The organism is Cupriavidus sp. HMR-1, assembly GCF_000319775.1.
In the GTDB taxonomy this organism is placed as follows: Bacteria; Pseudomonadota; Gammaproteobacteria; order Burkholderiales; family Burkholderiaceae; genus Cupriavidus; species Cupriavidus metallidurans.
Window position 1 is genome coordinate 104,386 of the sequence record NZ_ANKP01000277.1, and the last position, 25,310, is coordinate 129,695.

General features: G+C 61.7%; 23 protein-coding genes and 1 pseudogene. 9 read left to right on the top strand and 15 right to left on the bottom strand.

The genetic code is table 11. The features are described 5' to 3' along the window. The first annotated feature begins 18 nt into the window (after positions 1-18). The 3 genes from D769_RS29990 to D769_RS31600 all read left to right on the top strand — a co-directional run bounded on the left by D769_RS29990 (position 19) and on the right by D769_RS31600 (position 5,020). Entirely contained in the window at positions 19-2,691 is a 2,673-nt protein-coding gene (locus tag D769_RS29990; protein ID WP_234819013.1) for a fimbria/pilus outer membrane usher protein, read from the top strand. 6 nt (positions 2,692-2,697) lie between these two features. After that, positions 2,698-4,125, top strand: coding sequence for a fimbrial protein (locus tag D769_RS31595; protein WP_008652434.1), 1,428 nt, complete (start codon positions 2,698-2,700; stop codon positions 4,123-4,125). 64 nt (positions 4,126-4,189) lie between these two features. Beyond that, a complete protein-coding gene (locus tag D769_RS31600) occupies positions 4,190-5,020 on the top strand; it encodes a molecular chaperone (protein ID WP_008652436.1) in 831 nt (276 codons plus the stop codon). 335 nt (positions 5,021-5,355) lie between these two features. On the opposite strand, the gene D769_RS29995 is transcribed toward D769_RS31600, so the two are convergent. The 4 genes from D769_RS29995 to D769_RS30010 form a co-directional block, all read right to left on the bottom strand. Beyond that, complete coding sequence (locus D769_RS29995; protein ID WP_040011349.1) at positions 5,356-6,255, bottom strand: LysR family transcriptional regulator; 900 nt, start codon at positions 6,253-6,255, stop codon at positions 5,356-5,358. 68 nt (positions 6,256-6,323) lie between these two features. Further along, positions 6,324-7,106: an enoyl-CoA hydratase gene (locus D769_RS30000; protein WP_052018200.1), complete on the bottom strand. Its 783-nt coding sequence runs from the start codon at positions 7,104-7,106 to the stop codon at positions 6,324-6,326. A 17-nt stretch (positions 7,107-7,123) separates the two neighbouring features. Then, complete coding sequence (locus D769_RS30005) at positions 7,124-8,278, bottom strand: CoA transferase (RefSeq protein WP_008652442.1); 1,155 nt, start codon at positions 8,276-8,278, stop codon at positions 7,124-7,126. Further along, positions 8,275-9,228, bottom strand: coding sequence for a tripartite tricarboxylate transporter substrate binding protein (locus tag D769_RS30010; protein ID WP_008652443.1), 954 nt, complete (start codon positions 9,226-9,228; stop codon positions 8,275-8,277). The genes D769_RS30005 and D769_RS30010 overlap by 4 nt, the downstream gene beginning before the upstream one ends. A 246-nt stretch (positions 9,229-9,474) precedes the next feature. Here D769_RS30010 and D769_RS32875 point away from each other — a divergent pair, with 246 nt between their 5' ends. Beyond that, positions 9,475-9,615 carry a hypothetical protein gene (locus tag D769_RS32875; RefSeq protein ID WP_156149777.1) on the top strand — a complete coding sequence of 47 codons (141 nt, stop codon included), beginning with the start codon at positions 9,475-9,477 and terminating at the stop codon, positions 9,613-9,615. Positions 9,616-9,632: 17 nt separating this feature from the next. Here the strand turns inward: D769_RS32875 and D769_RS30020 are convergent, their stop codons facing one another. The 4 genes from D769_RS30020 to D769_RS30035 form a co-directional block, all read right to left on the bottom strand. Continuing rightward, positions 9,633-10,433, bottom strand: a complete 801-nt coding sequence (locus D769_RS30020) for a helix-turn-helix domain-containing protein (protein ID WP_008652446.1) — start codon at positions 10,431-10,433, stop codon at positions 9,633-9,635. A 287-nt stretch (positions 10,434-10,720) separates the two neighbouring features. After that, entirely contained in the window at positions 10,721-11,809 is a 1,089-nt protein-coding gene (locus D769_RS30025) for a porin (protein WP_035883284.1), read from the bottom strand. A 680-nt stretch (positions 11,810-12,489) separates the two neighbouring features. Beyond that, on the bottom strand, positions 12,490-13,275 hold the full coding sequence (locus D769_RS30030; protein WP_008652449.1) for an alpha/beta fold hydrolase: 786 nt from the start codon (positions 13,273-13,275) through the stop codon (positions 12,490-12,492). 287 nt (positions 13,276-13,562) lie between these two features. Beyond that, entirely contained in the window at positions 13,563-14,414 is an 852-nt protein-coding gene (locus tag D769_RS30035; RefSeq protein ID WP_008652451.1) for a LysR substrate-binding domain-containing protein, read from the bottom strand. Between the two features lie 113 nt (positions 14,415-14,527). Between D769_RS30035 and D769_RS30040 the strand changes: the two genes are divergently transcribed. Next, positions 14,528-15,166 (top strand): LysE family translocator, encoded by a 639-nt coding sequence (locus tag D769_RS30040; protein ID WP_035883378.1) that lies wholly within the window; start codon positions 14,528-14,530, stop codon positions 15,164-15,166. A gap of 37 nt (positions 15,167-15,203) precedes the next feature. On the opposite strand, the gene D769_RS30045 is transcribed toward D769_RS30040, so the two are convergent. Continuing rightward, positions 15,204-15,794, bottom strand: coding sequence for a hypothetical protein (locus tag D769_RS30045; RefSeq protein WP_234819016.1), 591 nt, complete (start codon positions 15,792-15,794; stop codon positions 15,204-15,206). Between the two features lie 258 nt (positions 15,795-16,052). Between D769_RS30045 and D769_RS32985 the strand changes: the two are divergent. Together D769_RS32985 and lpdA are read left to right on the top strand one after the other, a co-directional pair. Beyond that, positions 16,053-16,268 (top strand): annotated as a pseudogene (locus D769_RS32985) (biotin/lipoyl-containing protein); the annotation flags it as partial. 114 nt (positions 16,269-16,382) lie between these two features. Further along, on the top strand, positions 16,383-17,849 hold the full coding sequence (gene lpdA / locus D769_RS30050; RefSeq protein WP_052018203.1) for a dihydrolipoyl dehydrogenase: 1,467 nt from the start codon (positions 16,383-16,385) through the stop codon (positions 17,847-17,849). Positions 17,850-17,855: 6 nt separating this feature from the next. Here lpdA and D769_RS30055 read toward each other — a convergent pair whose 3' ends face one another. The 6 genes from D769_RS30055 to tcuA form a co-directional block, all read right to left on the bottom strand. Beyond that, a complete protein-coding gene (locus tag D769_RS30055; RefSeq protein ID WP_008652458.1) occupies positions 17,856-18,281 on the bottom strand; it encodes a response regulator in 426 nt (141 codons plus the stop codon). A 131-nt stretch (positions 18,282-18,412) separates the two neighbouring features. Then, the gene (locus D769_RS30060; protein WP_052018194.1) at positions 18,413-19,438 is read right to left on the bottom strand and encodes a D-2-hydroxyacid dehydrogenase; all 1,026 of its coding nucleotides are present in this window, start codon (positions 19,436-19,438) and stop codon (positions 18,413-18,415) included. A 9-nt stretch (positions 19,439-19,447) separates the two neighbouring features. Then, positions 19,448-20,428, bottom strand: coding sequence for a tripartite tricarboxylate transporter substrate binding protein (locus D769_RS30065; protein ID WP_008652460.1), 981 nt, complete (start codon positions 20,426-20,428; stop codon positions 19,448-19,450). Positions 20,429-20,676: 248 nt separating this feature from the next. Continuing rightward, positions 20,677-21,465, bottom strand: coding sequence for a class II aldolase/adducin family protein (locus tag D769_RS30070; RefSeq protein WP_008652461.1), 789 nt, complete (start codon positions 21,463-21,465; stop codon positions 20,677-20,679). A 42-nt stretch (positions 21,466-21,507) separates the two neighbouring features. Then, positions 21,508-22,680, bottom strand: coding sequence for a tricarballylate utilization 4Fe-4S protein TcuB (gene tcuB / locus D769_RS30075; RefSeq protein WP_008652462.1), 1,173 nt, complete (start codon positions 22,678-22,680; stop codon positions 21,508-21,510). Continuing rightward, positions 22,667-24,100, bottom strand: coding sequence for an FAD-dependent tricarballylate dehydrogenase TcuA (gene tcuA / locus D769_RS30080; RefSeq protein WP_008652463.1), 1,434 nt, complete (start codon positions 24,098-24,100; stop codon positions 22,667-22,669). Before tcuA ends, tcuB begins: the two co-directional genes overlap by 14 nt. 318 nt (positions 24,101-24,418) lie before the next feature. On the opposite strand from tcuA, the gene D769_RS30085 reads away from it, so the two are divergent. Together D769_RS30085 and D769_RS30090 are read left to right on the top strand one after the other, a co-directional pair. Continuing rightward, on the top strand, positions 24,419-24,796 hold the full coding sequence (locus D769_RS30085) for a hypothetical protein (RefSeq protein ID WP_008652464.1): 378 nt from the start codon (positions 24,419-24,421) through the stop codon (positions 24,794-24,796). Further along, on the top strand, positions 24,793-25,209 hold the full coding sequence (locus tag D769_RS30090; RefSeq protein ID WP_008652465.1) for a type II toxin-antitoxin system VapC family toxin: 417 nt from the start codon (positions 24,793-24,795) through the stop codon (positions 25,207-25,209). Before D769_RS30085 ends, D769_RS30090 begins: the two co-directional genes overlap by 4 nt. Positions 25,210-25,310: the final 101 nt, after the last annotated feature.

The following is a 25,310-nucleotide window of genomic DNA, read 5'->3' on the forward strand; positions in this document are numbered from 1 at the left end:
GCATCAACGCTTCAGGCTATGGCGGCTCCAATCAACGTTGACAAGCAGGCGTCTGGCGGCGCTACGCTAGCCTACAGCTTCGACAGCAAACTGCTTCTTGGTTCATCGCTCGGTGTGGCCAACATCGAACGATTCAACAAGGCAAGTGCGGTAGAGCCTGGTATTTATCCGGTCGACATCTACGTCAATGGTGCTTTCGCGGCACGCAAGCCCGTCGATTTCCGAGCCATGGAAGGTGATGTTGTTGGCCCTTGTTTGAACGACGAGTTCCTGACCTCCAGCGGCATACTCCTTGATGAAGGTAGTGCAACTGGCAGCACGTCGACTCGGTCGCTAGCCCCGACGGGGAAGCGGGCCGCGCCCGCTCCGGAAACTCTGGCACCCGTTCCTCACGCCGAGAATTGTGTCCCGCTTGAGCGCCGCGTGCCGGGGGCATCTACTGCGTTTGACCTGTCCCGCTTGCGCCTGGATATCGGCGTCCCCCAAGCACAGATGAAGCAAGTGCCACGCGGTTTCGTCGACTCGGCCAATCTGAATGCCGGGCAGACGATGGGATATGTCAACTACGACACCAACTATTACACCTCGTCAGCCTACGGCGCTCGGTCAAACTCCGCTTACGCAGGCATCAATGCGGGTCTGAACGTTGGACTCTGGCGTCTTCGCCAACAATCGACCTACACGTATACAAGTGGGCTTGGGGAAAGTCGTTCTCATTGGAACAATATCCGCACTTATGCGGAGCGGCCGCTAGTTTCGCTGCGCAGCAATCTTGTCGTTGGGCAGAGCTTCACCGGGGGCAATCTCCTGAGCGCGGTGGGATACACCGGCGTGCACATCGAAAGCGACGACCGCATGTTGTCGGATTCAATGCGAGGGTATGCGCCTGTGGTCAATGGGGTGGCAAATACGAACGCCCGCGTCGTAATCAGCCAGAACGGTCAAACGATCTATCAGACCACGGTGGCACCGGGTCCGTTTTCCATCAAAGATCTCAATCCGACAAGCTACCAAGGGAACCTGACCGTACAGGTTCTTGAAGCCAACGGAGAGGTCACCACGTTCATTGTGCCGTTCTCGGCGGTACCGAACTCGCTTCGCCCAGGCCTGTCGCACTACAGTCTGACGCTTGGCCAGGTACGACAGATAGCCGACTCGAACGCCAAATTTGCCGATGTTACTTATGAACGCGGTTTGACGAATGTACTGACGGCAAACGGCGGTGCGCGAATTTCACCTGACTATCAGTCAGTGCTTGGCGGAGTCGTGTTTGGCACGAAAGTCGGAGCATTCGGTGTGAACACAGCGTGGTCGAGAGCGCAGGAACCGCAGGGCGGTAACGTGAACGGCTGGCGTAGTTCTGTCAACTACAGTCATACGATCCAGCAAACAATGACGACGTTCACGTTGGCAGGCTATCGCTATTCAACAAATGGTTATCGAGATTTTATCGATGCGATCAGCTCTCGTGCAGCTTTGCAGAACGGAGCCAATTGGATCTCCAGCACCTATCGTCAGCGGGACCAATTTACCGTCAATGCCAATCAGAATCTCAACGGACTCGGCTCGTTGTCTTTATCCGCTTCGACCAGTAGCTATTACAGTTCAAGGTCACGGGATACGCAATTCCAGCTCAGCTACAACAACCATTATCGGCGCATCAGCTACAACTTATCGGTAATCCGTCAGCAAACGGGCATGCTCTACGGTGGGAATGCTCCTGGCATGATTGGCGGCGCCCCGCTACCAAGTTCGCCGCCCAGGTTGACCAATGCCGTGATGTTTACGGTTTCCATACCCCTCGATCTGGGAGCTCGCTCCGCTTCAGTATCTGGCAGCGTGGCGCACAGCACGGATCAAGGCGTGTCGTATCAGACATCCGTAAGCGGCGTCGCCGATACGGCACAGACGCTTAGCTATGGATTCTCTGTTGCCGGGCAGACGCAAAACGAATCGCGCAACTTCAGTGGCAACCTGCAGAAGAACCTGTCGGCGGTAACAGTCGGTGCAAACTACTCGCAGGGCAACAACTATTGGCAGGCTGGTGCGAACGCACGCGGCGCTGCGGTTGTGCACGAAGGCGGTGTCACGCTCGGGAGATATCTCAGCGATACCTTCGGACTCATCGAGGCAAAAGGTGCGGAAGGTGCGGCAGTGCGTAATGCTCCAGGGACATTCGTGAACCGGTTCGGCTTCGCAATCGTGCCTTCGCTAACGCCCTATCGCTACAACGATGTGGCGCTCGATTCCAAGGGCATCAATCCAAACGCAGAACTAACTGGTAGCCAGGTCAGGGTCGCGCCATATGCCGGATCTTCTGTCCTGCTCAAGTTCTCGACGCTCACTGGTCATGCGGTGCTGATAACCGCTACGGGTACAGATGGAGAACTATTGCCGTTTGGTGCCACCGTTCTCGACAGTTCTGGCACGACGATTGGCGTCGTTGGCCAAGGCAATCAGGTCTATGCGCGTGTGCCAAACGACCAAGGCACGCTGACCGTCAAATGGGGGGAAGGCAAGGAGGATCTGTGCGTCATCGGCTATGACCTCAAGACAGCGGATGCGAAGGAAGTCATACAGCGTTTTGAGGGGAAATGCCGTTCAGCTCATACGGACAAGACTGCTGCACGAGCTCAAGAGCACATGTCAATGGCAAATACACCTGCCGGAGCCGGCAGAAATTCGGAATAACCACCCATGATCCGCCGCTTGCAGATATTCATTCTTCGTTTAGGGAAAGAGCGTCTCATTCCTTCACTTGCTGCGCTACTCTTTATTGTTGGCATAGCAGGACCGATGTTGGCGTTAGCACAGTCGACATCCAAAGGATGCTGGGCGATCACGACAACGACAACGAGTCCAAACTCCTACCTCTATACCGATCCCGGTACTGTTGCGAGGAATTGGAATGGCGCAGTCGATACGGCAGGGCAAGGCGCGTATCCCATGACCGTCTCGGTCAACATACCCGCTTTGGTACCAGATGGCACGCTGCTCGGAAGCGGCGTTTCGTCAATCAATAACCTCGGGGGAAGTGGCGTGGGAAGCTATAGCCCTGAGCAGGTATTGTTCCGATGTTCTCCGGATGCAGATGGAACCTTGTACGAGTACTATGCGACAAACGGCGATTCCTCTTACGCGGGAGCCACTGACGTAAGTGCACAATCTGGTATCCCGGGAACCTACAGGTCGTACTATACGGGGGTCGTGTCGCGGATAACAAATATTACTACGGGTGATTATCTCAGCCGGGCGTGGAAAGCCCGTCCCCTAACCGGGCTGGACCGTGATAGTCAGGGATGGATTCTCGTCAAAGCAAAGAATTTCAGCCAATACAGGCTGGAGATGTTTCAGTGTACGGTTTGCCAGTCTGGCGCTACGAATGGTACAGGTACCTGGGCGCAACCTCAGCCACAAGGATATGTCGCATTCGTCGGGGGAGCCACTGGGACGGTTATCAAAGGCAACCTTGCTGTAGGCGCCGACTCCGCATCCAACTTTTCAGGCTGGCCTAGCACATGGCCAGGCGCAATCAATGCGTACCAGACGGTCATAGTTAGAAGGGCTGCAACCTGCGCGGTAACCAACGCGACGCCTTTAGTACGTTTTCCAATAATATCTGTCCGGGAACTGAATCAGGGAAACACAAGACAACTGCCGGTGACTATACAAATGCAGTGCCAGAGCTCAACACCTTCCGGACTGTCTGCGTTCATAAGTGGAACTGCCGCGAATCAGACCGCTCTTGGTGTACTCGTCCAGCCCGCCAATGCGCAAAGCGCCATCGCAGCAGGCCTGACAACCGCGGGAAGTGGCGTCACTTATCTACTCTCCGATGGCTATGGTATCGATCCGAGCGTTGCGACCGGTGTGGGCGTGACACTGTCCAGGCCAAACGGCACGCCATTGAACTTCCTGACAAATCAGTACGTTACGACAGGAGGTGCGATCGACGGATGGGACCCCGTGCTAAACGACGCAACGGCGAACGGGCCTGCAAGTGGCGGAATGACTTCGTATACACGCGTCTTCAATGCAACCCTCAAAGCGTTCGCACCCGGCGTTACACCGGTGACCGCCGGCCGATTCAATGCGACCGCCCAAGTGGTCGTTCGAGTCCAGTGACTATGTTACGCATATCCAGACTCGACGATTAATAAGTATTCCTATCTTGCAAGGTGTATCAGCAATGTCCCCGATAGGGCGCGAAAAACCGGAGTTCCGCGGAATCCGAATCAATAAAATCTGGAGTGATTGGCGCCTTCTCTCCGGTTTCCGCGCACTTGGACTGGTAATTATCCTCAGCGCGATGCTTATGCAGACATGGAGCCCGCAAGCAGCTGCTGGCGTGACACCGGAAATCTCCCGGGTTGTTTACGCGGCGGATGCTGTTGAACAGTCTCTGCAGGTATTTAATGTCAATGATTATCCGGTTCTTGTTCAGGCCTGGGTCGACGACGGCAGAATAGACGCGCTGCCACAAGAGTCGACCGCACCGATAATCGTAATTCCACCAATATTCCGCCTCGGCCGCGGCGATCAGACAAGTCTCCGACTAATAAACTCCGGTGCCGCGCTTCCGCAAGATCGCGAGTCATTATTCTGGCTCAATATCTATGAGATACCGTCGACGCCCAATAGCGTTATTGCGGAGCGCCAGCTGGTGACTGTAACGATGCGGACGCAGATCAAAGTTTTCGTTCGACCTCGCAAACTTCCTTTTCCATCAGACGAACTCCCGAAGCGCCTCGCGTTTTCCTTGACAAAAATTCCTGATGAGTTCCTTTTGGAGATCAGAAATCCCACGCCATACTATGCAACCATCTCGGCGCTTAAAGTCGATACTGGATCTGCCTCACAAGTGGCACCCGTGGAAATGATCGCGCCTTTCTCCAATACCATCGTCCATCTCAGCCCGCAAAAAGACAGCGTCAGCAATGACGCAAGGATCCACTTCTCGCTAGTCAATGATGATGGGAATTCAGTTGGCGGGGAGCGTACAGTTCATATTGGGAATTAAAGCGTTGATTTTTGCCTTCCATGCGGCTTCACGCCCCTACGTTAAATCATGTATTGACAGGCGGACCCAGCAAGGCAAGGGCAGCAGACGCACCTCTGGAATCCATGAGACTGTTCGAGATCGGCATGCAAAGCCCGGGGCGGGGCCGCAGACAGTACAAGTAGTACGGCAAGGCCCCGCAACGACTCCAGAATCTTTTTGAAACGGCTTCCAAGCGCGACACCTCGTACAACGGCCCGAACTACCACTATCGCCACGCGATGTGCGAGTTGATTGTTCGATGCTGAGCGTTGCCCTCGGACACGACAGGATCGAGACGCTGCCTTCTGACGCAACTAGGCTCGTGCGGCGGCCAGTCGCTTCCTGACGCTGTCAAGCAGACATTCTGCTGGCGTCGAAAGCCGCGCATTCCAGCGTGTAATGAGTGAGATGGGGTGTTCGACTCCCTCGCAGGGCAATGCCTTCGCTACCAGGCCCAGTTCCGATACGAACTCCCGAACGTAGCCGGGCAACACCGTAACCCCGAGCCGCGCCTTCGCAAAGCTGATGGCCGACAGAACCGTCCCGACCTCGACGGATGTCGAGTACGTCAGGTGTCTCGACGCAAAAACGCGATCGATGGTCCGCCGTGTGCTGAACGTTGAATGCAAGGAGATCTGCGGATAGTCCGCAAGCAACTCCCAGCTAACCTTGCGCTTGCGTGCCAGTTCGTGGTCGCCGGCACAGATCACGAACATGGATTCGTTGTACAGGTGCTCGATCGAGAGCTTGGGATGGGCTTCTTCCATCGAAACCAGTCCGAAGTCGGCCTTTCCATTGACCACGTACTCGATCGTCTCGTCCGTCGACAACTCATGCATGCCGATCCGGATCGCCGGATGGGCTTCGTGGAACGCCGAAACCGCCCCACGCAACAATCCCACGCACATCATTGGCGACGATGCGACGCTGACTTCGCCAGCTTCCAGGTTCAGCAGGCTCTGCATACTGCGCTCGGCGGCATCCATGGTCCCGAGCACTTCACATACATGGCCATACAGCTGGTGCGCCAACTGGGTTGGTGTCACCTTGCGCGTCGACCGTTCGAAGAGCCGCTGCCCGACCTTGGCCTCCATCTCCTGGCACACCTTGCTCACCGCCGACTGCGTCATGTGAACGGCCTGGGAAGCTCCGCTGAAACTGCGGAGTTCGTACACGACGCGGAATACTCGGAACTCCCTGAGTGTGAAGTTCATGGCGCTGGCTTCATGGCGCTGGCAATTGGACGGAGCGCTCGATGGTACATGACCGCTCGCCGCGCCCGTCAGCTTTTCTTCTTGCGCTCAAGAAACCGCGCCATGTACGCATCCGGTTCTGACCCAGCGTAGACGTCGCCAAACACGGCAATGCTGTGCTTCAGCCCCCGCTCGATCGCAGGATCTTCCCACGCGCGCAGCAGCAACTTCTGCGCGCGCACAGCTTCCGGCCCGCACTCCAGTATCTCGGATACCGTATGCGCGACTGCGGCGTCCAGCGCGTCGTTGGCAACGACCTCGTGAACAAATCCCCAAGCGTGGGCGCGCGCAGCATTGATCGACGATCCGGTCAGCAACATCCAGCGCGTGTTCCCCTCACCGATCAGGCGAGAAAGGATGTTTGCATGAATGACCGACGGGATGCCGATCCTGACTTCCGGCATGGCGAAATTGGCATGCTCGTCAGCGATGCGGATATCGCAAGCGGCGGCAAACTCCATGCCGCCCCCCATGCACCAGCCCGACAAACGGGCGATCGTCGGCACCGGGAAATCGCGGACTGCCTCGCACAGATCGTGCAACCGCGTGATGAACGCCACCGCCGTCTCCGGCTGGAGCCTGGCCAGCTCCTTGATGTTCGCGCCACCAACAAATGCCTTCTCCCCCGTCCCGCGCAACACCAGTACCCGGACGTCAGGGCGACGAGCTAGCCGACGCAGCGTTTGCGTGAATTCGACGATCGTGTCCGAGTCCAGAATATTCAGACTGGTGCCATTGGCGATGCGCAGCGTCGCCACGCCCTGCTCCGATACATCGAGCGCCAGATGTTTGATCTCTTCCGTGTTCACCATTTTCACCGTTTCCTGATTCATTCTTCCAGTTCCCCTGCCTGCTGACCAAGCTTCGGCGCCGGCGTTGCAAGATCATTTTGCGCGGCTGGCGAGCGAAAGCGTGCAACGATACGCCGCTGACCACCATCGCCGAAGTCGCGCTGATCAAAGAAGCCAACCGAGCGAAGCTGCGCATCTTCCAGCAGGTCTTCCACGCGATTGACACGCGCGCACGGAATATCCGCGGCTTCCAGCAGCGCCACCCACGCGTCGGTGGTGCGCGTCAGCATGACCTGCGCGAGGTGGCCATAGATGACGTCGTAGTTCTCGGCCCGCGCGGGCGCAGTTTGAAACCGGCTGTCGCGCTCGAACGTCGCGAGATCATCAATCGCCTCGAAGAACGACTTCCAGTGCTTGTCGTTGTAGACAACCGCTGCGATGTAGCCATCGCGCGTTCGATATGGCTTCCTGTGCGGTGTCAGCAGGCGGCTGTATCCCATTGCGCCAGTCGAAGGTTCGAACGACGCTCCGCCGAGGTGATCCGCAAGAACGAACGCCGCCATCGTCTCGAACATCGATACGCGAACCGTATCACCGCGCCCCGTGCTCTTGCGCGCGAACAGTGCCGCAATGGTGGCGTGCGCGGCCGTCAGGCCGGTCACCCTGTCTGCAATCAGCGTCGGCACATACTGAGGCGCGCCGCCCGTCTGGCGTGCAAACAATTCGGCCAGCCCCGTCTGCGCCTGAATGACGTCGTCATACGCCGCACGTCCGTGCAGCGGCCCACCTTCTGCATACCCGGTCAGTTCAACATAGATGATCGACGGATTCAGGCCGCGCACGGCCGCTTCATCGAGCCCTAACCGGCGCATGGCTTGCGGTCGTACGTTGTGCACCAGCACGTCAAAGCCCGGTAGCATCTCTCTGAGCGTTCGGACATCATCCTCTCGCTTGAGATCCAGGACGACCGACGATTTTCCCTGGTTCGCATGAAGGAACATGCTTCCCATGCCAGGCGCACGCTTGTTGCCGGCATGGCGCATCACGTCACCATCAGGCGGCTCGATCTTCACGACCGTCGCCCCATAGTCGGCCAGAATCTGCGTGCAGACGGGACCCATGATGACCGACGTCAGATCCAGCACACGGACGCCCGCAAGCGGCCCCGTCGTATCCGGTGCGCGATGCGTCATTGCTGCTCCACACCCGCCTTGGTGGCCCTGGACGTCCAGATGCCACGCTGAGCGACAGTGAATGCCGCGAAGTCACGCGTGCTGGCCGGCGCCGCAACCATGCCGAGCTTCGCAAGCTTCTCCACGACGGGGGGACGTGCCACGGCATCGTTCACGGCCTTGTTCCATTTCTCCACGACGGCCGCCGGCGTGCCAGCCGGCGCGGCCAGCCCCACCCATACGACCAGGTCGAAGTTCTTGTATCCAGCCTCCGCCATCGTCGGCACGTTGGGAAGCTCAGGCAAACGCCGGGGACTCGTGATGGCCAGGCCATCGAGCTTGCCACCGTGAAGGAAACTCATGACGACCGATGTATCCGCCACCATGTAGTCGATCTGCCCACCGAGCAGATCGGTCACCGCAGGAGGCTGACTCTTGTAGGGAATGGCGTCGGATGGCACGTTCGCCATCTGCGAGAACGTGGCGGCCGCGATCTGCGCCGAGCCGCTGCCGTAGCCATAACGCAGATGGTTCTTCTGCGCGTACAGGGCCATGTCCTTTGCCGTCTTGTATGGCGCATCCGGACGCGTGACCAGCACCATGGGGATCGTAGCGATGCGGGAGATATGAACAAAGTCCTTGATCGGGTCGTAGCCGGGACGTTTGAACAACGCTTCGATGCCGGAATGCGTGGAACTGCTTGTCAACAACAGCGTGTAGCCATCCGCCGGCGACTTTGCCACATAGTTCGAGCCGATGATGCCGTTGGCGCCCGGCCGATTGTCGACGACGATCGTGCCAATCGACGAACGCACCTCCTCGGCAACAATGCGCGCCGCCGTATCGGAAGCACTGCCGGCCGTGAAAGGAACGACCAGCTTGATCGGCTTGTTCGGATAGCCGTCGCCTTGGGCAAAAGCGTGTGGCGCAACGATGACGGCGGCCAACAAGACGGCAATACGTGTCTTCATGAGTGTCTCCTCTGTCTGATGACCGCCATGTTGTTCCGATCCATTCATGCAAACAAGCGAATTGTCTTCATAGATTTATCATCGAATGGAATATGTTGGCAGGGGACCAGGCATCGATGCTGCTTGATCGCCTGATGCAGGCCAGTCGGCCTGCCAAACTGGCGCGGCGTGCTTGGCTTGATCAAGCGAGGAGCGGGTGTGTTGATTGCGCCGGCCTATGCGGCGGACATCGCTGAGGAATGGGGAATGCGAACGATACCCATCGCCGATATTCCGCACGACGCGCATCGCATCTCGCTGATCCGGCGTCGGCTGGGACGCCCCACGCTCGCGACACGCCAGTTTCTTGGAGAACTCATTCCGCAACTGAAGCAGATGAGCTCCTGAACCCACGAACCGCCCGCCTACACGCCGCCAAACTCGGACCACGCAATCTCGATGGCGTCACGCAGTGAGAGCAGCACAGGCGCATATCGCGCCTCCAGCGGACCATCGTCATCGTCCCCTACCGCGTACGAGACACTCAGGGTATAGAGCACACCATCCGGGCCCATCACCGCAGTCGCGATGCCCTCCATGCCGAGCACGACGCGCGAGCGGCAATAGCCGTCCTTCGCGTACTTCGCCCTCGATGTGTCGATGCGCTCCTTGTACTTCGGCCACTTCTCGCCGTAGTGGCTCGCCAGCCTGCCCATCAGTAGTTGCCGCCGCGATTCCGGCAGGCCAGCAAGATATGCGTGCCCGGTCGAGCTTCTTACCATCCCGAATCGCGTTCCGGTCATTGCGGCACGACTCATCAGCCCACGGCCCTTGCGAATCGTGTGGAGATAGACCATCCAGAACCCATCGGCTGCCGATAGCGTGACGTTGATCTGCTCCGCCGTCGCCACCTGGCCCATCAGCGGCAACACGGCATCCAGCTCCGAGCGTCCGATATGGAACGAGCGCGCCAGGCTCAGGCATACCGGCGCGAGGCGATAGCCCTTCGACACACCGTCGTATTCGAGGTAGCCGCCTTCCACCAGCGAATGGGTAAGGCGACTGACCGTGGGCCTCGGCAGGCCACTGCGTTCGGCGAGCTGAGCGTTGCTCAGCACAGGCGCGCCGCTGACGAATGCCCGCAGTAAGTTGAGTCCGCGCAGCAATGTCTGGCTGCCCGGTGTGGTGCGCGAGAAAGGCTCGCTCTCGTGCGTCGGTTCAAGCATGGCTTCCTGCCGGCTTCGGTCGCTCCGGTCGTTTCAACTGTCGAAACGACCATACTGCGGCCCCCTCTCTACGCGGTCAATGCTCGATATCCCGCGACCATTCCATTGATTCCCAATCAGAAGGACACGTCGTGCCGCACTCACGTTGCCCTGATTCCGAACCGGTTCCAGACTGCGATACCCGGCCTGCCCGATGATTTGCGCGTGGACAACGACATCCCATTTGGCAATGGTGACGGGGCACCAAGTCCATTTCATTGAAGGCCCCGTCCACACAATGATCTATGTCAGAAAATGTGCTTGATCCCGAGGGTCGTGCCGAACTGATTGCTGCCCGGCGGCGTGTGGCCGAAGCCGGCTGCGCCATTGCCAAGACCCATGTTCGAGTTTTCCTGATTCAGTGCGTAGCCCAGCGTCAGGTAGGCCTCGGTACGCTTCGAGAATGCGTACCGGCCTGTGGCGACGAACAGCCACGGGTCACCACCGGTGTTGCGGAAATCCTGGTAATAAGCGGCCGCGCTAAGCGTCACCGCCGGCCCCGCCTGCCACATCACACCAGTCCACCACAGGTTCGACGCCTGATTCGACACACCTGGCAGCGCGCCCACGAGAATCGCTCCATCGTAGGCCTTTGCCCATCGGTAGCCGGCGAACACCTTGAGGGTGGAGAGCGCATAGGTACCGGCCAGCGTGGCCCGACGCGACGTGGCGTCGCGGTTCGTGGTCAATGTGCCGGTGTTGACCTCGTCATAGGCCGTGCCAATGCTGAACGGGCCATTGTTGTAGCTCAGGCGAAAGCCGAACTCCCGACCTAGTTTGGCATTCCCAGGCACCTCGCTGCCATCCACCGTTGTGCTTTCCGCGCCAAAGCTGTACATCGCCGTGGCCGTCAAGCCACCGAACTTCCCCACGTACTTCACGGTGTTGTCCGGCCGGGCGACGAAGGCAAGATCCTGATTGAAGATGGACCACCTCGGCGACAGCGCCATCGGGTCGAACGCGCCGATCATGTCGAACAACGCGCTCTGCTGACGCCCAAACAGGACGCTGCCCCATTGGCTCTCCAACCCCACATATGCCGATCGCCCGAACAGCCGTCCGCCCTGCGCTGATTTGCCAGTGTCGACATCAAAGCCACTTTCGAGCACGAACACCGCTTTCAGGCCTTGGCCAAGGTCCTCGGATCCACGTACGCCCCAGCGCGAACTGGAAAGGCTGCCCGACGTCTGCCTGACCACGCTGCCTCCGCCCACCTGGTTGTTGGTGAAGCTCACGCCTGCATCCACGACGCCGTACAGGGTCACGTTTGCCCGGGATTCCGCCGAAACGCAGCACAGCAATGCTGCGAGTGCGGGAACTGTCAATCTCGCCTTCATTCTTTTCCTCCAAGTTGAAAATGCCTCAATCTCCGGCTGAGGCTGGCCAGGTCATGGCGTGTGGACGCGCTCCCGCTTGAGCGGGAACGCTTCACGCCTTATTGATTTCGTGGCGCATCAAAGCGCTGGACAAAGCTCCGCCCTGCCGGCTGTTGTCGGCGAACGGTACGTTGCTCGTGGATGAGTGATTGAGTTCGGAGCGCGCGGCTACGGATTGCCCGTAACCAGAATGCTCGCGGTCTTCCGATAATGTTCGGCTTGCTTCTCGATCAGCGTGACGGCGTTACCGCGGATGCAGGCAATGCACGCGATACGGGGGCTGTCGACAGTAGTGGACTGAGCCCCATGCCGCAGTTGTGGTGTGTGAAGTATCCGTCGTCGTCGTGACGATGCGCGACCCGAGGTCGCCAGGTTGCGAGTTGCCATCCTTGTCTCCTTGTTTGATCAACTGCATGGATGGCCAATCACGTGAAGCGGCTCGGTGGGCGCTGACGAACCCAGTACTCGGCTAACCATTGCATGAGTGCGCGTTGTCGATCTGCGTCGACCAGAACACGCACCAGCGGCGAGTATCAAACACTTGACCACGCATTGCCAGACCACCGTTTCGGTATTTGAAACGAACCCGGAGAACCGATATGGGGAGAGCAGCGATACGGAGAATCGGGCGAATGCGCGCCTTATCGAGCGTGCAATTCGCCATCGCCGCTGGCGAACCACCGCAGCAGCAACTGATTGATTTCGTCCGCTCGTTCGTATTGCACCCAATGCCCGGCGCCGGGAACCAGATGCCATTGCCGAGCCGACAGATGTCCCGCGATGCGCGGTGCCGCTTCCACGGGGTCAGCCGTCACGTCATGCTCGCCCCAAATCAGCAGCGTCTTTCCGCCATAGCTGTCGAGCGCCTGTCCGAGCACCGGACCGCCGCGCGAAATGGACTTGCTGCGGAAGCGCGTGGCCATGCAAGCCCGTTCGTGCACCGCCATGGCCAGCGCGTCGATGCTGGCCGGATCGTGAAGCATCAGTGCTTCGAGGTTGTGCCTCAACCCCTGCAGCATCTGCTCGCGGTCCTCCGTGCGCCAGTTGACCATATCGAGTCGCTGGCGCCGCTTACCGCCATGCCCGGCAGAGCCCAGTAGCGCAAGCTTCTCGACATTCGGCAGCGCGGCTGCCAGGCGGGCCGCGACAACGCCACCGAAAGAGAAACCCGCCAGCGCGAATCCATCCGACGCGCCGAACCGCTGCCTCAGACTGGCTGCCACTGTATCGACCAGCCGATCCAGCCGGTCATCCGCATGAGGATCGCCGTCGAGCGTGGCGGATTCACCGAAACCGGGCAGGTCAGGCAGCCATAGCGTGTGCTGCTGGCTCAGCGCCTCGATATTGCGCACCCAGTGCATCCAGTTTCCATGACCGCCATGGATCAGCACCAGGGGGGAGCCACGACCGATCTCGCGCCAGACCATCTCTGTAGGGCCGGATCGGTCCCGGTGGACGACAGCCCTCGCGCTGAACCGCTCGATCATCTCGTCTGGCGTCGCGGGCCGTGGGGGCGTTGTAGATATCGGGCTCGTCATATTGCAATTACGTGGGGACGTGGGAAATGAAGCGCTGTATCTGACCACGCACGGCGTGCCCGAAGCAAGTCATGGACGAGAAAAATCGCCTCGATTCGCGTATGTGAGTTTCGCCCTTATCCCTGCTCTTCGCTGACTCATCATCTGATCACGCCGGGCGTCAGCCGTTCGGGACCTCAGACCTTCAAGTCCGCCAGCATCTGTTCCGCCAGAAAATCGCACGGTGGCCGCGCCGATTTCGCGCTACGCGCCAGCACGACCTCCAGCGGCGCAAGCGGCGGCAGTCCTTCGGGCTCCCCCAGCACAGCGAGATGCGCCGGCACGCTGCATCGGGCCAGCGGCGCCACCGCCAGTCCAGCCTCGACCATGCTGATCAATCCAAGCAGACTGGGGCTTTCATACGACATCCGATACTGGATATCGGCCTGCTGCAGCGCTGCGATGGCGCCGGCTCTCGCGGCGCTGCCATGGGCGAAGACGGCGATCGGGAGCGGACGCTCCCGCCAGATGGGTCGGCCACTGCGGGCCGAGACCCAAACCATCGGCTCGTGGCGGATGAAATCCCCGGTGACGCCGCGCGCCTTCGTGATGCAGGCCAGATCCAGCGTGTTGTCCTTCAGCAATGGAATCAGTGCGTGGCTGGGCAACCCGATGACACGGATCTCCACGCGCGGATGGGCCGCCGCGAACCGGCGCAAGACCGAAGGTAGCAGCGACGACGCGTAATCGTCAGGAACGCCGATCGTGACGCGCCCGCGAATCTCCGGGCGAACCACCGCCGACCATGCCTCCTCCCGCAAGGCCAGCATATGCCGTCCGTAATCCAGGAGCGTCCTGCCGTCCTCGGTCAGGGCGACGTTGCGCGTGGTGCGCGTGAAGAGTGGTTTGCCGAGCACGTCCTCGATCGCCTTGATCTGCATGCTCACGGCCGATGGCGACCGATGCAGGGTCTCCGCCGCGCGCGCGAACGACCCGGCATCGGCCACGGCAACGATCATCTCCATCACGTCGAGATCGAGCTTCTTCATTTCATCAGTAAATCTGAATAATCGGATCAGTATAATCCGTTTTACTTAGCTATCCCGTGGTCCGATACTGCCAGCATTCCCGATCAAGGATGGTTCTGGACCAGGTGCTGCGCATGAGAACGATGTACGAATTCATGGCCGTGGGCGGCCTGCTGGCAATCACGCCGGGCCCCAATATGGTCTACGTGATGGCGCGCTCGGTCTCGCAAGGCACCCGGGCTGGGCTGACTTCACTGGCGGGCGTCATGCTCGGTTACATGACCTACATGCTCAGCGCGGCATTTGGCATCAGTGCGCTGTTCCTGGCGATTCCTGGCGCCGCGCGCCTGCTTGCCATCGCTGGTGCAGCCTACCTGCTCTACATGGCCTGGCAGATGCTCAAGCCAGGCGGCCGGTCCCCGCTTCAGGTCCAGGCAACCCAGGCCGAACGGCCGCGTCGCCTGTTCACGATGGGCGCGATGACCAGCCTGCTCAATCCCAAGCTAGCGCTGGTCTTCCTGTCGATACTGCCGCAATTCATCGACTATCAGGCGGGTGGCGTCCTCAGGCAATCGTTGGTCCTGGGGCTGGCCCTGACCGCCGCTTTCGCATCGGTCAACGCGCTCGTCGCCATATCGTCGGGCCGCGCCGCGGCAATGATGGGAAGCCACCCACGCTGGCTGCTGGCGCAGCGCCTTGTGGCGGGCGGCGTGCTTCTGCTGCTCGGGGCGAGGATGGCGCTGGAAGCCGCGCACTGGCCGGCGCTGTCGTAGCGCCATCGCCGGCCGGGCGAGTGGAAAGATCACCCGCTTACGGCGAGTTCATCCTCAGGCTTCCCCGGATCGACGGCGGATGGACGATCCACGGCATCGTGGTATCCACCCCCGTATCGTCCAGGCAGCCCTCGAAGGTGCCGCTGCCGGGATACTGCTGATGGACCGAGAGCGTGACGGCGATCATGGCCGCGCCATTGGTGCAGATGCCGACGCTGCCGCCCGGCTCTGCAGGACGTATCACCTGCCCGCCCATCACGTCGCCGCTCTGCAGGGTGCCATCGGCTTGCCACCAGTGCCATTCGCCCCCGATGACGGTCGCCTCCACCACAGTGCTCGTATCGACAACGGCGCCCGGCTCGGCTGGCGGCGGCGCCGTGCGGTCGAAGCTGGCAACCCAGAATCCGCCGTGGCCAGCAATCGTATCGCTGCACGGCTCACCGGTGCCGGTGTCCGATCCCGAGAACGTCACGCGGCTGGCGCCGGTGTCATAGGCCACGTCCTCGTACACATCGACGCCCGAGAGGCAGGCCTGGGAATGAACTTCCGGATACGCGCAGGCGGCGCACCACGGAAGCAGCATGACCGACGCGACGCGCCGGACCTGCGCATTGAGATCTGGAGTCATGGCGACCTCCCGGTGCATCTTGTTCTTCCAATCCTTCCCATAGCTTAGGAAGCCCAACGCCTTCCTGCCGAGTCATTTTGCCGATAGCGGCGACGCTGCATCTCGGGGGATGGCGTCCTCCCGATCGATCCGGCCAACGAGTGACGCAGACACCCCATTTGCGCGCGTCGAAGTCACCACTGCGCAACTCGGCTGGCATCCTTGGCGTGCTCTCCTAGACTGGAAGCTTTCGTCACAAGAGACCTGCAAGGAAAAACCATGGCCGCGATCGAAGTGAAAGTGCCGCAGTTGTCCGAATCCGTCTCGGAAGCCACGCTGATGCAGTGGAAGAAGCAAGCCGGCGAGGCCGTCAAACGCGACGAGATCCTGGTGGAACTGGAAACCGACAAGGTCACACTGGAGGTGCCAAGTCCGGCCGACGGCGTGCTGGCAAAGATCGTCCAGCCCGATGGCGCCACGGTCCATACGGACGACGTGCTCGCGGTGGTCGACACCGAGGGCAAAGCAGTCGCTGCAGCCTCTCCCGTGGCGGCTGCAGCGCCGGCATCCGCCCCAGCGCCCGCACCTGCCCCTGCTCCGGTGGCCGCCGTGGCATCAGGTGGCGCTGGTGCCCCGGCATCGGCCAAGGCCGACTTCGACGTGATCGTGATCGGCTCCGGCCCGGGTGGATATATCGCCGCCATCCGTGCGGCCCAGCTAGGCAAGACGGTAGCCTGCATCGAGGAATGGAAAGACGACGCTGGCAAGCCACGGCTCGGCGGTACCTGCCTGAACGTCGGCTGCATTCCAAGCAAGGCGCTGCTCGCCTCGTCCGAGTACTTCGAGCAAGCGAAGCATGGGCTGGCCGAACATGGCGTGCAGGTCAAGGGCGTCACGCTCGATCTGCCGCAGATGATCCAGCGCAAGGCCGCGATCGTCGACAAGTTCACCGGTGGCGTGGAGTTCTTGTTCCGTAAGAACAAGGTCACCTGGATCAAGGGCCATGGCAAGTTCAAGGGGCGGGCCGCGGATGGCATGATCACCGTGGAAGCCAGCAACGGCAGCGAGACAACGTCGCATACGGCACGCAACGTCATCATCGCAACGGGTTCGAAGGCTCGCCATCTTTCGGGCGTGCCGGTCGACAACAAGATCGTCTCCGACAACGAGGGCGCGCTGTCCTTCGATTCGGTGCCGAAGAAACTCGCGGTGATCGGCGCCGGGGTGATCGGTCTCGAACTCGGCTCGGTCTGGCGACGGCTCGGGTCCGAAGTCACGCTGCTGGAAGCGCTGCCCACATTCCTCGGCGCGCTTGACGAAGCTGTGGCCAGGGAAGCCGCCAAACAGTTCGGCAAGCAGGGGCTTACGATCCACCTTGGTGTCGACATCGGCAATATCGAAGCCACCGCCAAGGGCGTCAGCATCGCCTACAAGGACAAGGACGGCGCGGAACAGAAACTCGTCGCGGACCGATTGATCGTGTCGATCGGGCGCGTGCCGAACACCGACAATCTGGGTCTGGATGCCGTGGGCCTGGCCGCCGACGCGCGTGGCTTCATCCCCGTGGACGACCAGTGCCGCACCCCGGTGGCGGGCATCTACGCGATCGGCGATGTCGTGCGCGGCCCGATGCTCGCCCACAAGGCCGAGGACGAAGGCGTCATGGCCGCCGAGGTCATCGACGGCCAGAAGCCACACATCGACTACAACTGCATTCCGTGGGTGATCTACACCGAGCCCGAAATCGCCTGGGTGGGCAAGTCAGAAGCCCAGTTGAAGGCGGAAGGCCGCGAGTTCCGTTCCGGCCAGTTCCCGATGATGGCCAACGGCCGCGCGCTTGGGATCGGACATCCGGATGGCTTCATCAAGATGATCGCGGACGCCAAGACCGACGAAATCCTGGGCGTGCACATCATCTCCGCCAATGCCTCGGATCTGATCGCCGAAGCCGTGGTCGCCATGGAGTTCAAGGCGGCATCGGAGGACATCGGCATGATCTGCCACCCACATCCATCACTCTCCGAGGTCATGCGCGAGGCTGCGCTGGCGGTGCGGAAGCGGGCGCTCAATATGTAGTTGGCGCTATTTATCGTATTGGTCGTACTGGTCGTCTTTCCAAAGGTAGTGGCCCAGGACCGACTGGAGCGTCTCGTAGCTGACCGGCTTCGTCAGCACCATGCCGATGCCGGCCTCCAGGCACGCGAGTCGCTCCTCGGGTCCAGCGGTGGCCGTGATGGCGACGATGGGCAGGTCGGGGGCCACCTGCCCCGCCTTGCCCGTGCGGATTCTGCGCGCGAGCGCCAGTCCTTCGATGCCGGGCAGGCTGAGGTCCGTCAGCAGCAGCGCGGCCGGGCCGCTTTCCAGCGCCCTGAGCGCGTCGGCACCGTCCTCGCAGAGCACCACCTCGCAGCCACCAATGCCCTTGAGCTGGTCCTCCAGCACGAGCAGGCATACGGGATGATCCTCCGCGACGATGACGCGCGGCAACGGCGGTTTATTGGCAGGCATGGACACGGTACGTGGCAACAGAAAATCGGCTGTCGCTATTGTGCATGTCGACGCAGCGACAAGGTTGCTGAAAACTCCGCAACTTCCCGCATCGGTTTGCAGCCTTTTCTGCAACCCCTTCCAATTTGCCGTTAGGCTGAGACGTTTCGCAATGTCTGACCCGCCAACCGACGGCGAAGATTGTCCAGGAAGATGTCGACCACACGCGCCGCATTGCCGTCCGAGAAACCGGCGCTATGCGGCGTGGCAATGACGTTCGGCAACGACCATAGCGGCGACGTCGCCGGCAATGGCTCATGCGCGAACACATCAAGGTATGCGCCGTCCAACCTTCCTTCTGTCAGTGCGTCGATCAGCGCTGGCTCGTCCACCACTTCTCCACGCGCCACATTGACCAGCCGCGCGCCAGCCGGCAATCGCCGCAGGGCCGCGCCGTCGACCAGCCCACGCGTCCGGTCCGTCAGAGGGCAGGCCAGTATCAACCAGTCCGTACGGGGAAGCACCTCGTGCAGGGTATCGAACGTAAAAGTCTCGAACCCTTCGCCAGCCGGCGTCGGCTGTTGCCGGACCACGGCCACCGACATGCCGAGCAGGCGCAGCATGGCACCGAGCTGCTGCCCGATCGGGCCCCACCCCACAATGGTTGCGGTCTGCCCCCGCACGTCACGCGGCAATCCCGTGCCGAGCAACGGGGCCCAGCGTTGCTCGCGCTGGGCGGCGAGCAGCAGCGGAAAATGCCTCGCCAGCGCCAGCAATCCCGCCAGCGCGGTTTGCGCCACCACTCCCGCATTGGCGCCGGAAGACGTGGTGACCGTTACCCCGCGCTGCCGCAACTGGCCGAACACGGCGCGATCGGCGCCGGCCGAATGCACATGCACCCATCGCAGCGCGGGCGCCTCGAGCATCGCCGAGTAGAAGCGCTGCGTGTCCGGCAGGATCTGATGCTTGGTCGATAGCCCGGTCACATCGCGCGACACGAAGGCGATATCGACATCGACACCCTTCGGATCATCAGTGGCAGGCGCCAGTACAGGCAGCCACGGCGTGCCGTCCATGGCCAGATCGATCGCGGCGCGATGCTCCCTCAGCGTTAGTTCGGACAACAGGATGCGCAATGGCTGGACGGCTTCTAGAGACTTCGGCTGAGTTTGAGACATGTCTGAATTTCAATCGACAGTGGCACCGGAGGCCTTGACCACGACCTTCCACTTCTCATATTCCTTGCGCGTGAAATCACCGAACTGCTGCGGCGAGCCGCCGACCGGATCGGCGCCTTCACGAACCATCTGCGCCTGCAGCGATGGCAGGATGTCATTTACGGCCTGATTGACCCGGGTGACGACCTCGGCCGGCGTGCCCTTCGGTGCGAAGAAGCCGAACCAGGAGCCAGCCTCGAAGCCAGGGAAGCCCTTCTCCGCCACCGTCGGCAGATCCGGCAGCGAGCGGGAACGCTTTGCGCTAGTCACCGCCAGCGCGCGCAGCTTGCCAGCCTGGATCTGCGAGATCACCGATGGAATCGTGGCGAACATGAACTGGACGCGCCCCGAGAGCAGGTCGTTCAGCGCATCGGCGCCCTTGTAAGGCACATGAGTGGCCTGGGCACCGATGCGTTCACTGAACATGAAGCCCGACAGATGCGACGACGTCCCCACCCCGGTCGAGCTGTAGTTGAGCTTGCCCGAGTTCGCCTTGGCATAGGCCACGAACTCGTCGAAGTTCTTTACCGGCAGCGCGGCCGGCACGACGAGCACGTTCGGCACGTCGGCGATCTGCACCACCGGCACCAGATCGGCCAGCGGGTCGTAGTTCAGGCGCTTGTAGAGCGTCTGATTGATCGAGATCGGCCCCACCGAGTTGACCAGCAGCGTGTAGCCATCGGCCGGCGATCGGACAACGTACTCGGTGCCGATATTGCCGCCCGCGCCGGGACGGTTGTCCACCACGAAGGATTGCTTGAAGCGCTGGGCAAGTTGCTGGCTGACGCTGCGCGCCAGCATGTCGGTGGTACCGCCTGCGGTGAAGGCCACCACCACACGCACGGGCTTGGCCGGATACGGAGTGCCTTGCGCCGACGCCTGCGCGGCGAACGTGAAACCAGTGGCGGCCAATGCAGTAGCCAGCCATCGAACGGGGGCGAATCGATGCATGTCTTGTCTCTCTTGTTTATATAGTTCTTATGCGCACCGGGACGATCTTGCGCGGGCCCGGCGCCATGCCACCAGTCGGGACCCGCGATTCGGGGCACAGATCCCGCCGGTTCGCCACTAGCCATCCACGCCTCTGCGGGCGTTGGATGGCATTCAGGCCTTCTTCTTCAGGTGCAACGGTGATGCGGTAAAACGGTAACGCGGTAAGGCGGTAAGGCGGGGATACGGGAATGCGTTAATTCGGCTTCCTAGTCGCGGAAGCTCGGGTCCAGGCGATCAAGCTTGCGCAGCAACGCTGGCCACTCCATGACGCCATACGGACGGCGCGTGCCCGGCTGATAGTTACTCCACGTGGCTTCCAGCACGTCCGCCGACACCTGCTGCAGCGGCGTGTTGCACGACATCGCCGCCACCTGCGAGCGGCAGGCCAACTCGAGCCGATGCATCCAGTTAAACGCCTCGCCCACGGTATTGCCAACGGTCAGGGCACCGTGATTGCGCAGGATCAGCGCCTCGCCCTTGCCCAGGTCTTCAAGCAGCGACGCCTGCTCGGCGGTATCGAGCACCACGCCCTGGTAGTCGTGATAGCCGATCTTCAGGAAGCGCATCGCTGTCTGCGTGATCGGCAGCAAGCCGCACGCCAGGGACGACACCGCCATCGATGCCCAGCTATGGGTATGAATCACACACGCCACCTCGGGCCGCGCGTGATGCACCGCGCTGTGAATCACGTAGCCGGCCTTGTTGATGCCGTAGTTCAGCGAACCGAAGTCCGGCTTCGACAGGATGTTGCCCGCGTGGTCCACCTTGATCAGACACGATGCGGTGATCTCCTCGTACATCATGCCGTACGGGTTGATCAGGAACGCATCCTCTTCATCCGGCACGCGCACCGAGATGTGGTTGGCCATCATGTCGGCCATGCCATAAAGCTCGACCAGCCTGTAGCACGCGGCGAGATCGACGCGCGCTTGCCACTCCGTGTCGCTGCACTGGCCGCGCATCGAGGGGATGTTCAGCACACCCGGTTTCGTCATGATCCTGTCTCCCTTTTCGGTTTCTTGATTCGATTCGATGTCTTAGTCGGCGCCCAGCGCGAGATCGCTCGGCCGGCGCTTTTCGATGTTGTACTTCAGCAGCGCCGCGCAGCGGTAGATGCCATGCGCGAACTTGCCGTACGGCAGCGTCAGGAACAGCGCCATGACGATGCCGAGGTGAATGGCCAGCGCTGTGGCCATCGCGCCGGTATCGCGCAAGGCCAGCAACGCCAGCCCGCTCGCGCTGGTCAGGAACAGCAGCGCGATGAATCCACGGTCCATCGGCTTCTGATCCGGATCGCCGGTGCGCGGGTCGCGCCGCCCATTGAGCCAGAACAGACCGGCGGTGCCGATCAGCAGGCCGATGCCGCCCACCGTGCCAAGCAGCACAGGCAGGCTCGTCAGCGCGTACGGTGCATGCAGATCCAGCAGGTAGTGATACAGCGTGGCCACCGTCGTCGCGGCAAAGCACAGCATGAAGCCGTAGAACGTGAAATGGTGGAAGCGCCGGCGCAGCAGCGTGAACGCGTCGTCCTCGTTGTTGCAGCCTTCGCCGTGCCCACCGCCGAGATACTTGAGCCGCAGCGCATCGTGCGCGGCGCCGCCCACGGCCGCACCGCCGTCATCACTGGCTCGCGTGCCGGGCGTTACCTGCTGCCAGAACCGCGTCACCCCGATGCCCAGCGCGACGATGGCGAAGACAAACACCACGCCGAACATCACTGCCAGCAGATTGTGCGGGAAGATCGCGTAGAAGTTGCCAGCCAGCGGCGCGTGCAGCAGGCTGCCACGCATCGCCAGCACCATCAGCAGGAACAACGCCAGGCCGCCAGCCAGCGCCAGCGCCGTGGTCAGCCCCGCGCGCCGGTACAAACCGCCGAGCGCGGCGGGAAATGCGTAGTCGCCGTAGGTCTGCACACGCACCTTGGCCATCGCCTGCGGAATATTGACCGCGAACTCATGCGGCGGCGCGTACTGGCAGGCGTGATAGCAGGCGCCACAGTTGTGGCACAGATTGGCCAGATAGTGGATATCGGCCTTGGGAAACTCCAGCCGGCGCGTCATTGCCGGGAACACCGCGCAGAAGCCCTCGCAATAGCGGCAGGCGTTGCAGATCTGCAGGGTGCGGGCCACTTCGCCTTCGTCTGCAGTCAGCGGCAGCGCGCCGCGCGCCAATGCCGCGGCCTCGCGCGTCAGCGCTTCAAGATGTTGCATATTCCTTTTCCGTTGATGCCTGTGAGGCACGCCTGGCCATGCCCTTTGCCGCCTTGGCGGCCTGCGTGCCGGCAATCCGGCCGAACGCGGTGCCGATCGCCATGCCGACGCCAGCGGTATAGCCCTTGCCGAGCACGTTGCCAGCCATCATCTCGCCGGCCACGAACAGGTTGTCGCTCGGCTTGCCATCGAAATGCACGGCCGACTCTTCGTTGACCTTCAGTCCCAGGTACGTGAACGTGATGCCTGGGCGAAGCGCGTAGCCGAAGAACGGCGCGGTGTCGAGCGGCCGCGCCCAGTGAGTCTTGGACGGCGTCACGCCTTCGGTGTGGCAATCGTCCAGCACCGTGTGGTCGAACTTGCCGACCCGGCACGCGGCGTTGTACGCGTTGATCGTCCGCATGAACGTGGCTTCGTCGAGCCCGAGCTTGCGCGCGAGTTCCGGCAGCGTATCGGCCTTCACGCCCGGGAACACCGGCGGCATGAAGCGCCCGACGGCCTTTGCGTCGATGATCGAGTAACCGATCTGCTGTGGCTGCTGCGCGACCAGACGGCCCCAGATCGCATAGCGCTTGGGCCAGAAGTCCTCGCCTTCGTCGTAGAACCGCTCCGCGTTGGCGTTGAGCACGACCCCGAGCGAGACGCAATCGATTCGCGTGCAGATGCCACCGTCATAGAGCGGCGCGCGCGCGTCGATGGCCACGCAGTGCGACTGCGACGGGTCACCGATCGCGTCGGCGCCCGCGGCAATCATGTGCTTGAGCAGCACGCCCATGTTGAAGCGGGTGCCGCGGATCAGGAAGTTATCGGCGGGCCATTCGCCCCGCTCGTTCTGGCCCCAGGCCTCCCGCAGCCACTCGCGGTTCGATTCGAATCCGCCGGCCGCCAGCACGCAGGCGCGTGCTTCAATCCGCTCGGCGCCGATACGCGCCGCCACGAATCGGCTGCCATCGAGCTCGATGGCGTCGACTGGGGCGTTGTACCGAATCTGCACGCCGAGCGCCTCGGCGCTGCGGTAGTACGCATTGACGAGCGCCTTGCCGCCGCCCATGAAGAACGCATTGGTGCGAGCCACGTGGAGCGCGCCAGATAACGGTGGCTGGAAATGCACGCCATGGCTGCGCATCCAGTCCCGGCACGACGACGACGCGCGGATCGCAAGCCGCGCCAGCTTCTCGTCGGTCAGGCCGCCGGTCACTTTCAGCAGATCCTGCCAGTACTCCTCTTCGGGGTACGCGTCGACCAGCACGTCCTGCGGAGCGTCATGCATGCAGCGCAGATTGCGTGTGTGGGAGGAATTACCGCCGCGCCATTCTCGCGGCGCGGCTTCCAGCAGCATCACGCTGGCGCCCGCTTCACGGGCCATCAGCGCTGCGCAAAGGGCGGCATTGCCGCCGCCGATCACCAGGACGTCGATCATGACCGGGCGTCCTGAGTGCGGGGATTGGGGGTGGGGGTGGAAATTGACACGCCTTTCTGAGCCTTCCTGGAGTCTGTCCGGGACTGTAGCCGCCCGCTCAGGGCCTGCTAACCCGTTGACTGGCATGGGGGTATCACGATTTGTGATGGGACAGCCAAGCCGGGCCCGAGGCGGGAAACAGGTGGCGGAGGATCGCGATGGGGTTGCATGGGAGGCCTTTCAGATCCGTCTCATATCCATCCCGGCTGCGCTGGCCCAGAGTATCGAACACGGCACCCGCGGTGCCGCTCTCTCAACCTCCAAGGAGCCGTTCACATCATGGATGACATCATCGAATTCAGTACCTCCAGGCGTGCCAGCCAGACCGGCACGGAAGGCCCCTGCCCCCATCTGCTGGCATTGCGGGGCTGTATGCGGCACGACGGCCGGCCGCTGACACCCGGGCAGATCGACCTGCTGATCAAATCCTCCGTCATGGAGGAATTCATGTCCAGCATGGGGTGGGACCCCACCACCGTCGTCAATGCGGGGGACTGGCCGGCTCTTGAGGACATGCCGTACGCCGGAGCATCGGCGAACCCGCTGTTCGGCTGCTTGGCTCAGACCTACCGCGAGCAGGGCGTGGAGTTCTATGTGCCGAGTACGGATTTCTTCCGGCCACTGGCCGCTGGCCAACCTGGAGGGCGTCAGGGATGATCGGGCTGGACACCTGCGTGCTGGCGCGGCTGATCCTGGACGACGATGCCGTACAGTCGCCGATCGCCGCCGGTCTGGTCGCCAGTCTGACCTCCCAGCGGCCCGGCTACGTGTCGACAGCGGTCATCCTGGAACTGGCATGGGTGCTGCAGCGGCGCCGCTCGCGGCCCGAGATCATCCGGGCCATCTATCGCCTGCTCAGGAGCCGGGCGCTGCGGGTCGAGTCCGCTCCAGTCGTCTATCGCGCGTTGGCGATGCTCGCGTCGGGGAACATCGGTTTCGCCGATTGCCTGATCGACCGTGCCGCGCACGCAGAGGGCTGCGAATACGTCGCCACGTTCGATCACGCCGCCGGCCACATGCCCGGGTTTCGCGATATCGGGCGTCATCCGTACCCGCTATCCCTCCACTAAGAGGCGCTATCAAAATGAAGCGAAGCGGTTCTGGCTAGGGTGAAGCAGGGGTTTCGGCTCGTATGCGAGCCGCCTGCGGAACGGCATGTGCCTGCGAGCAC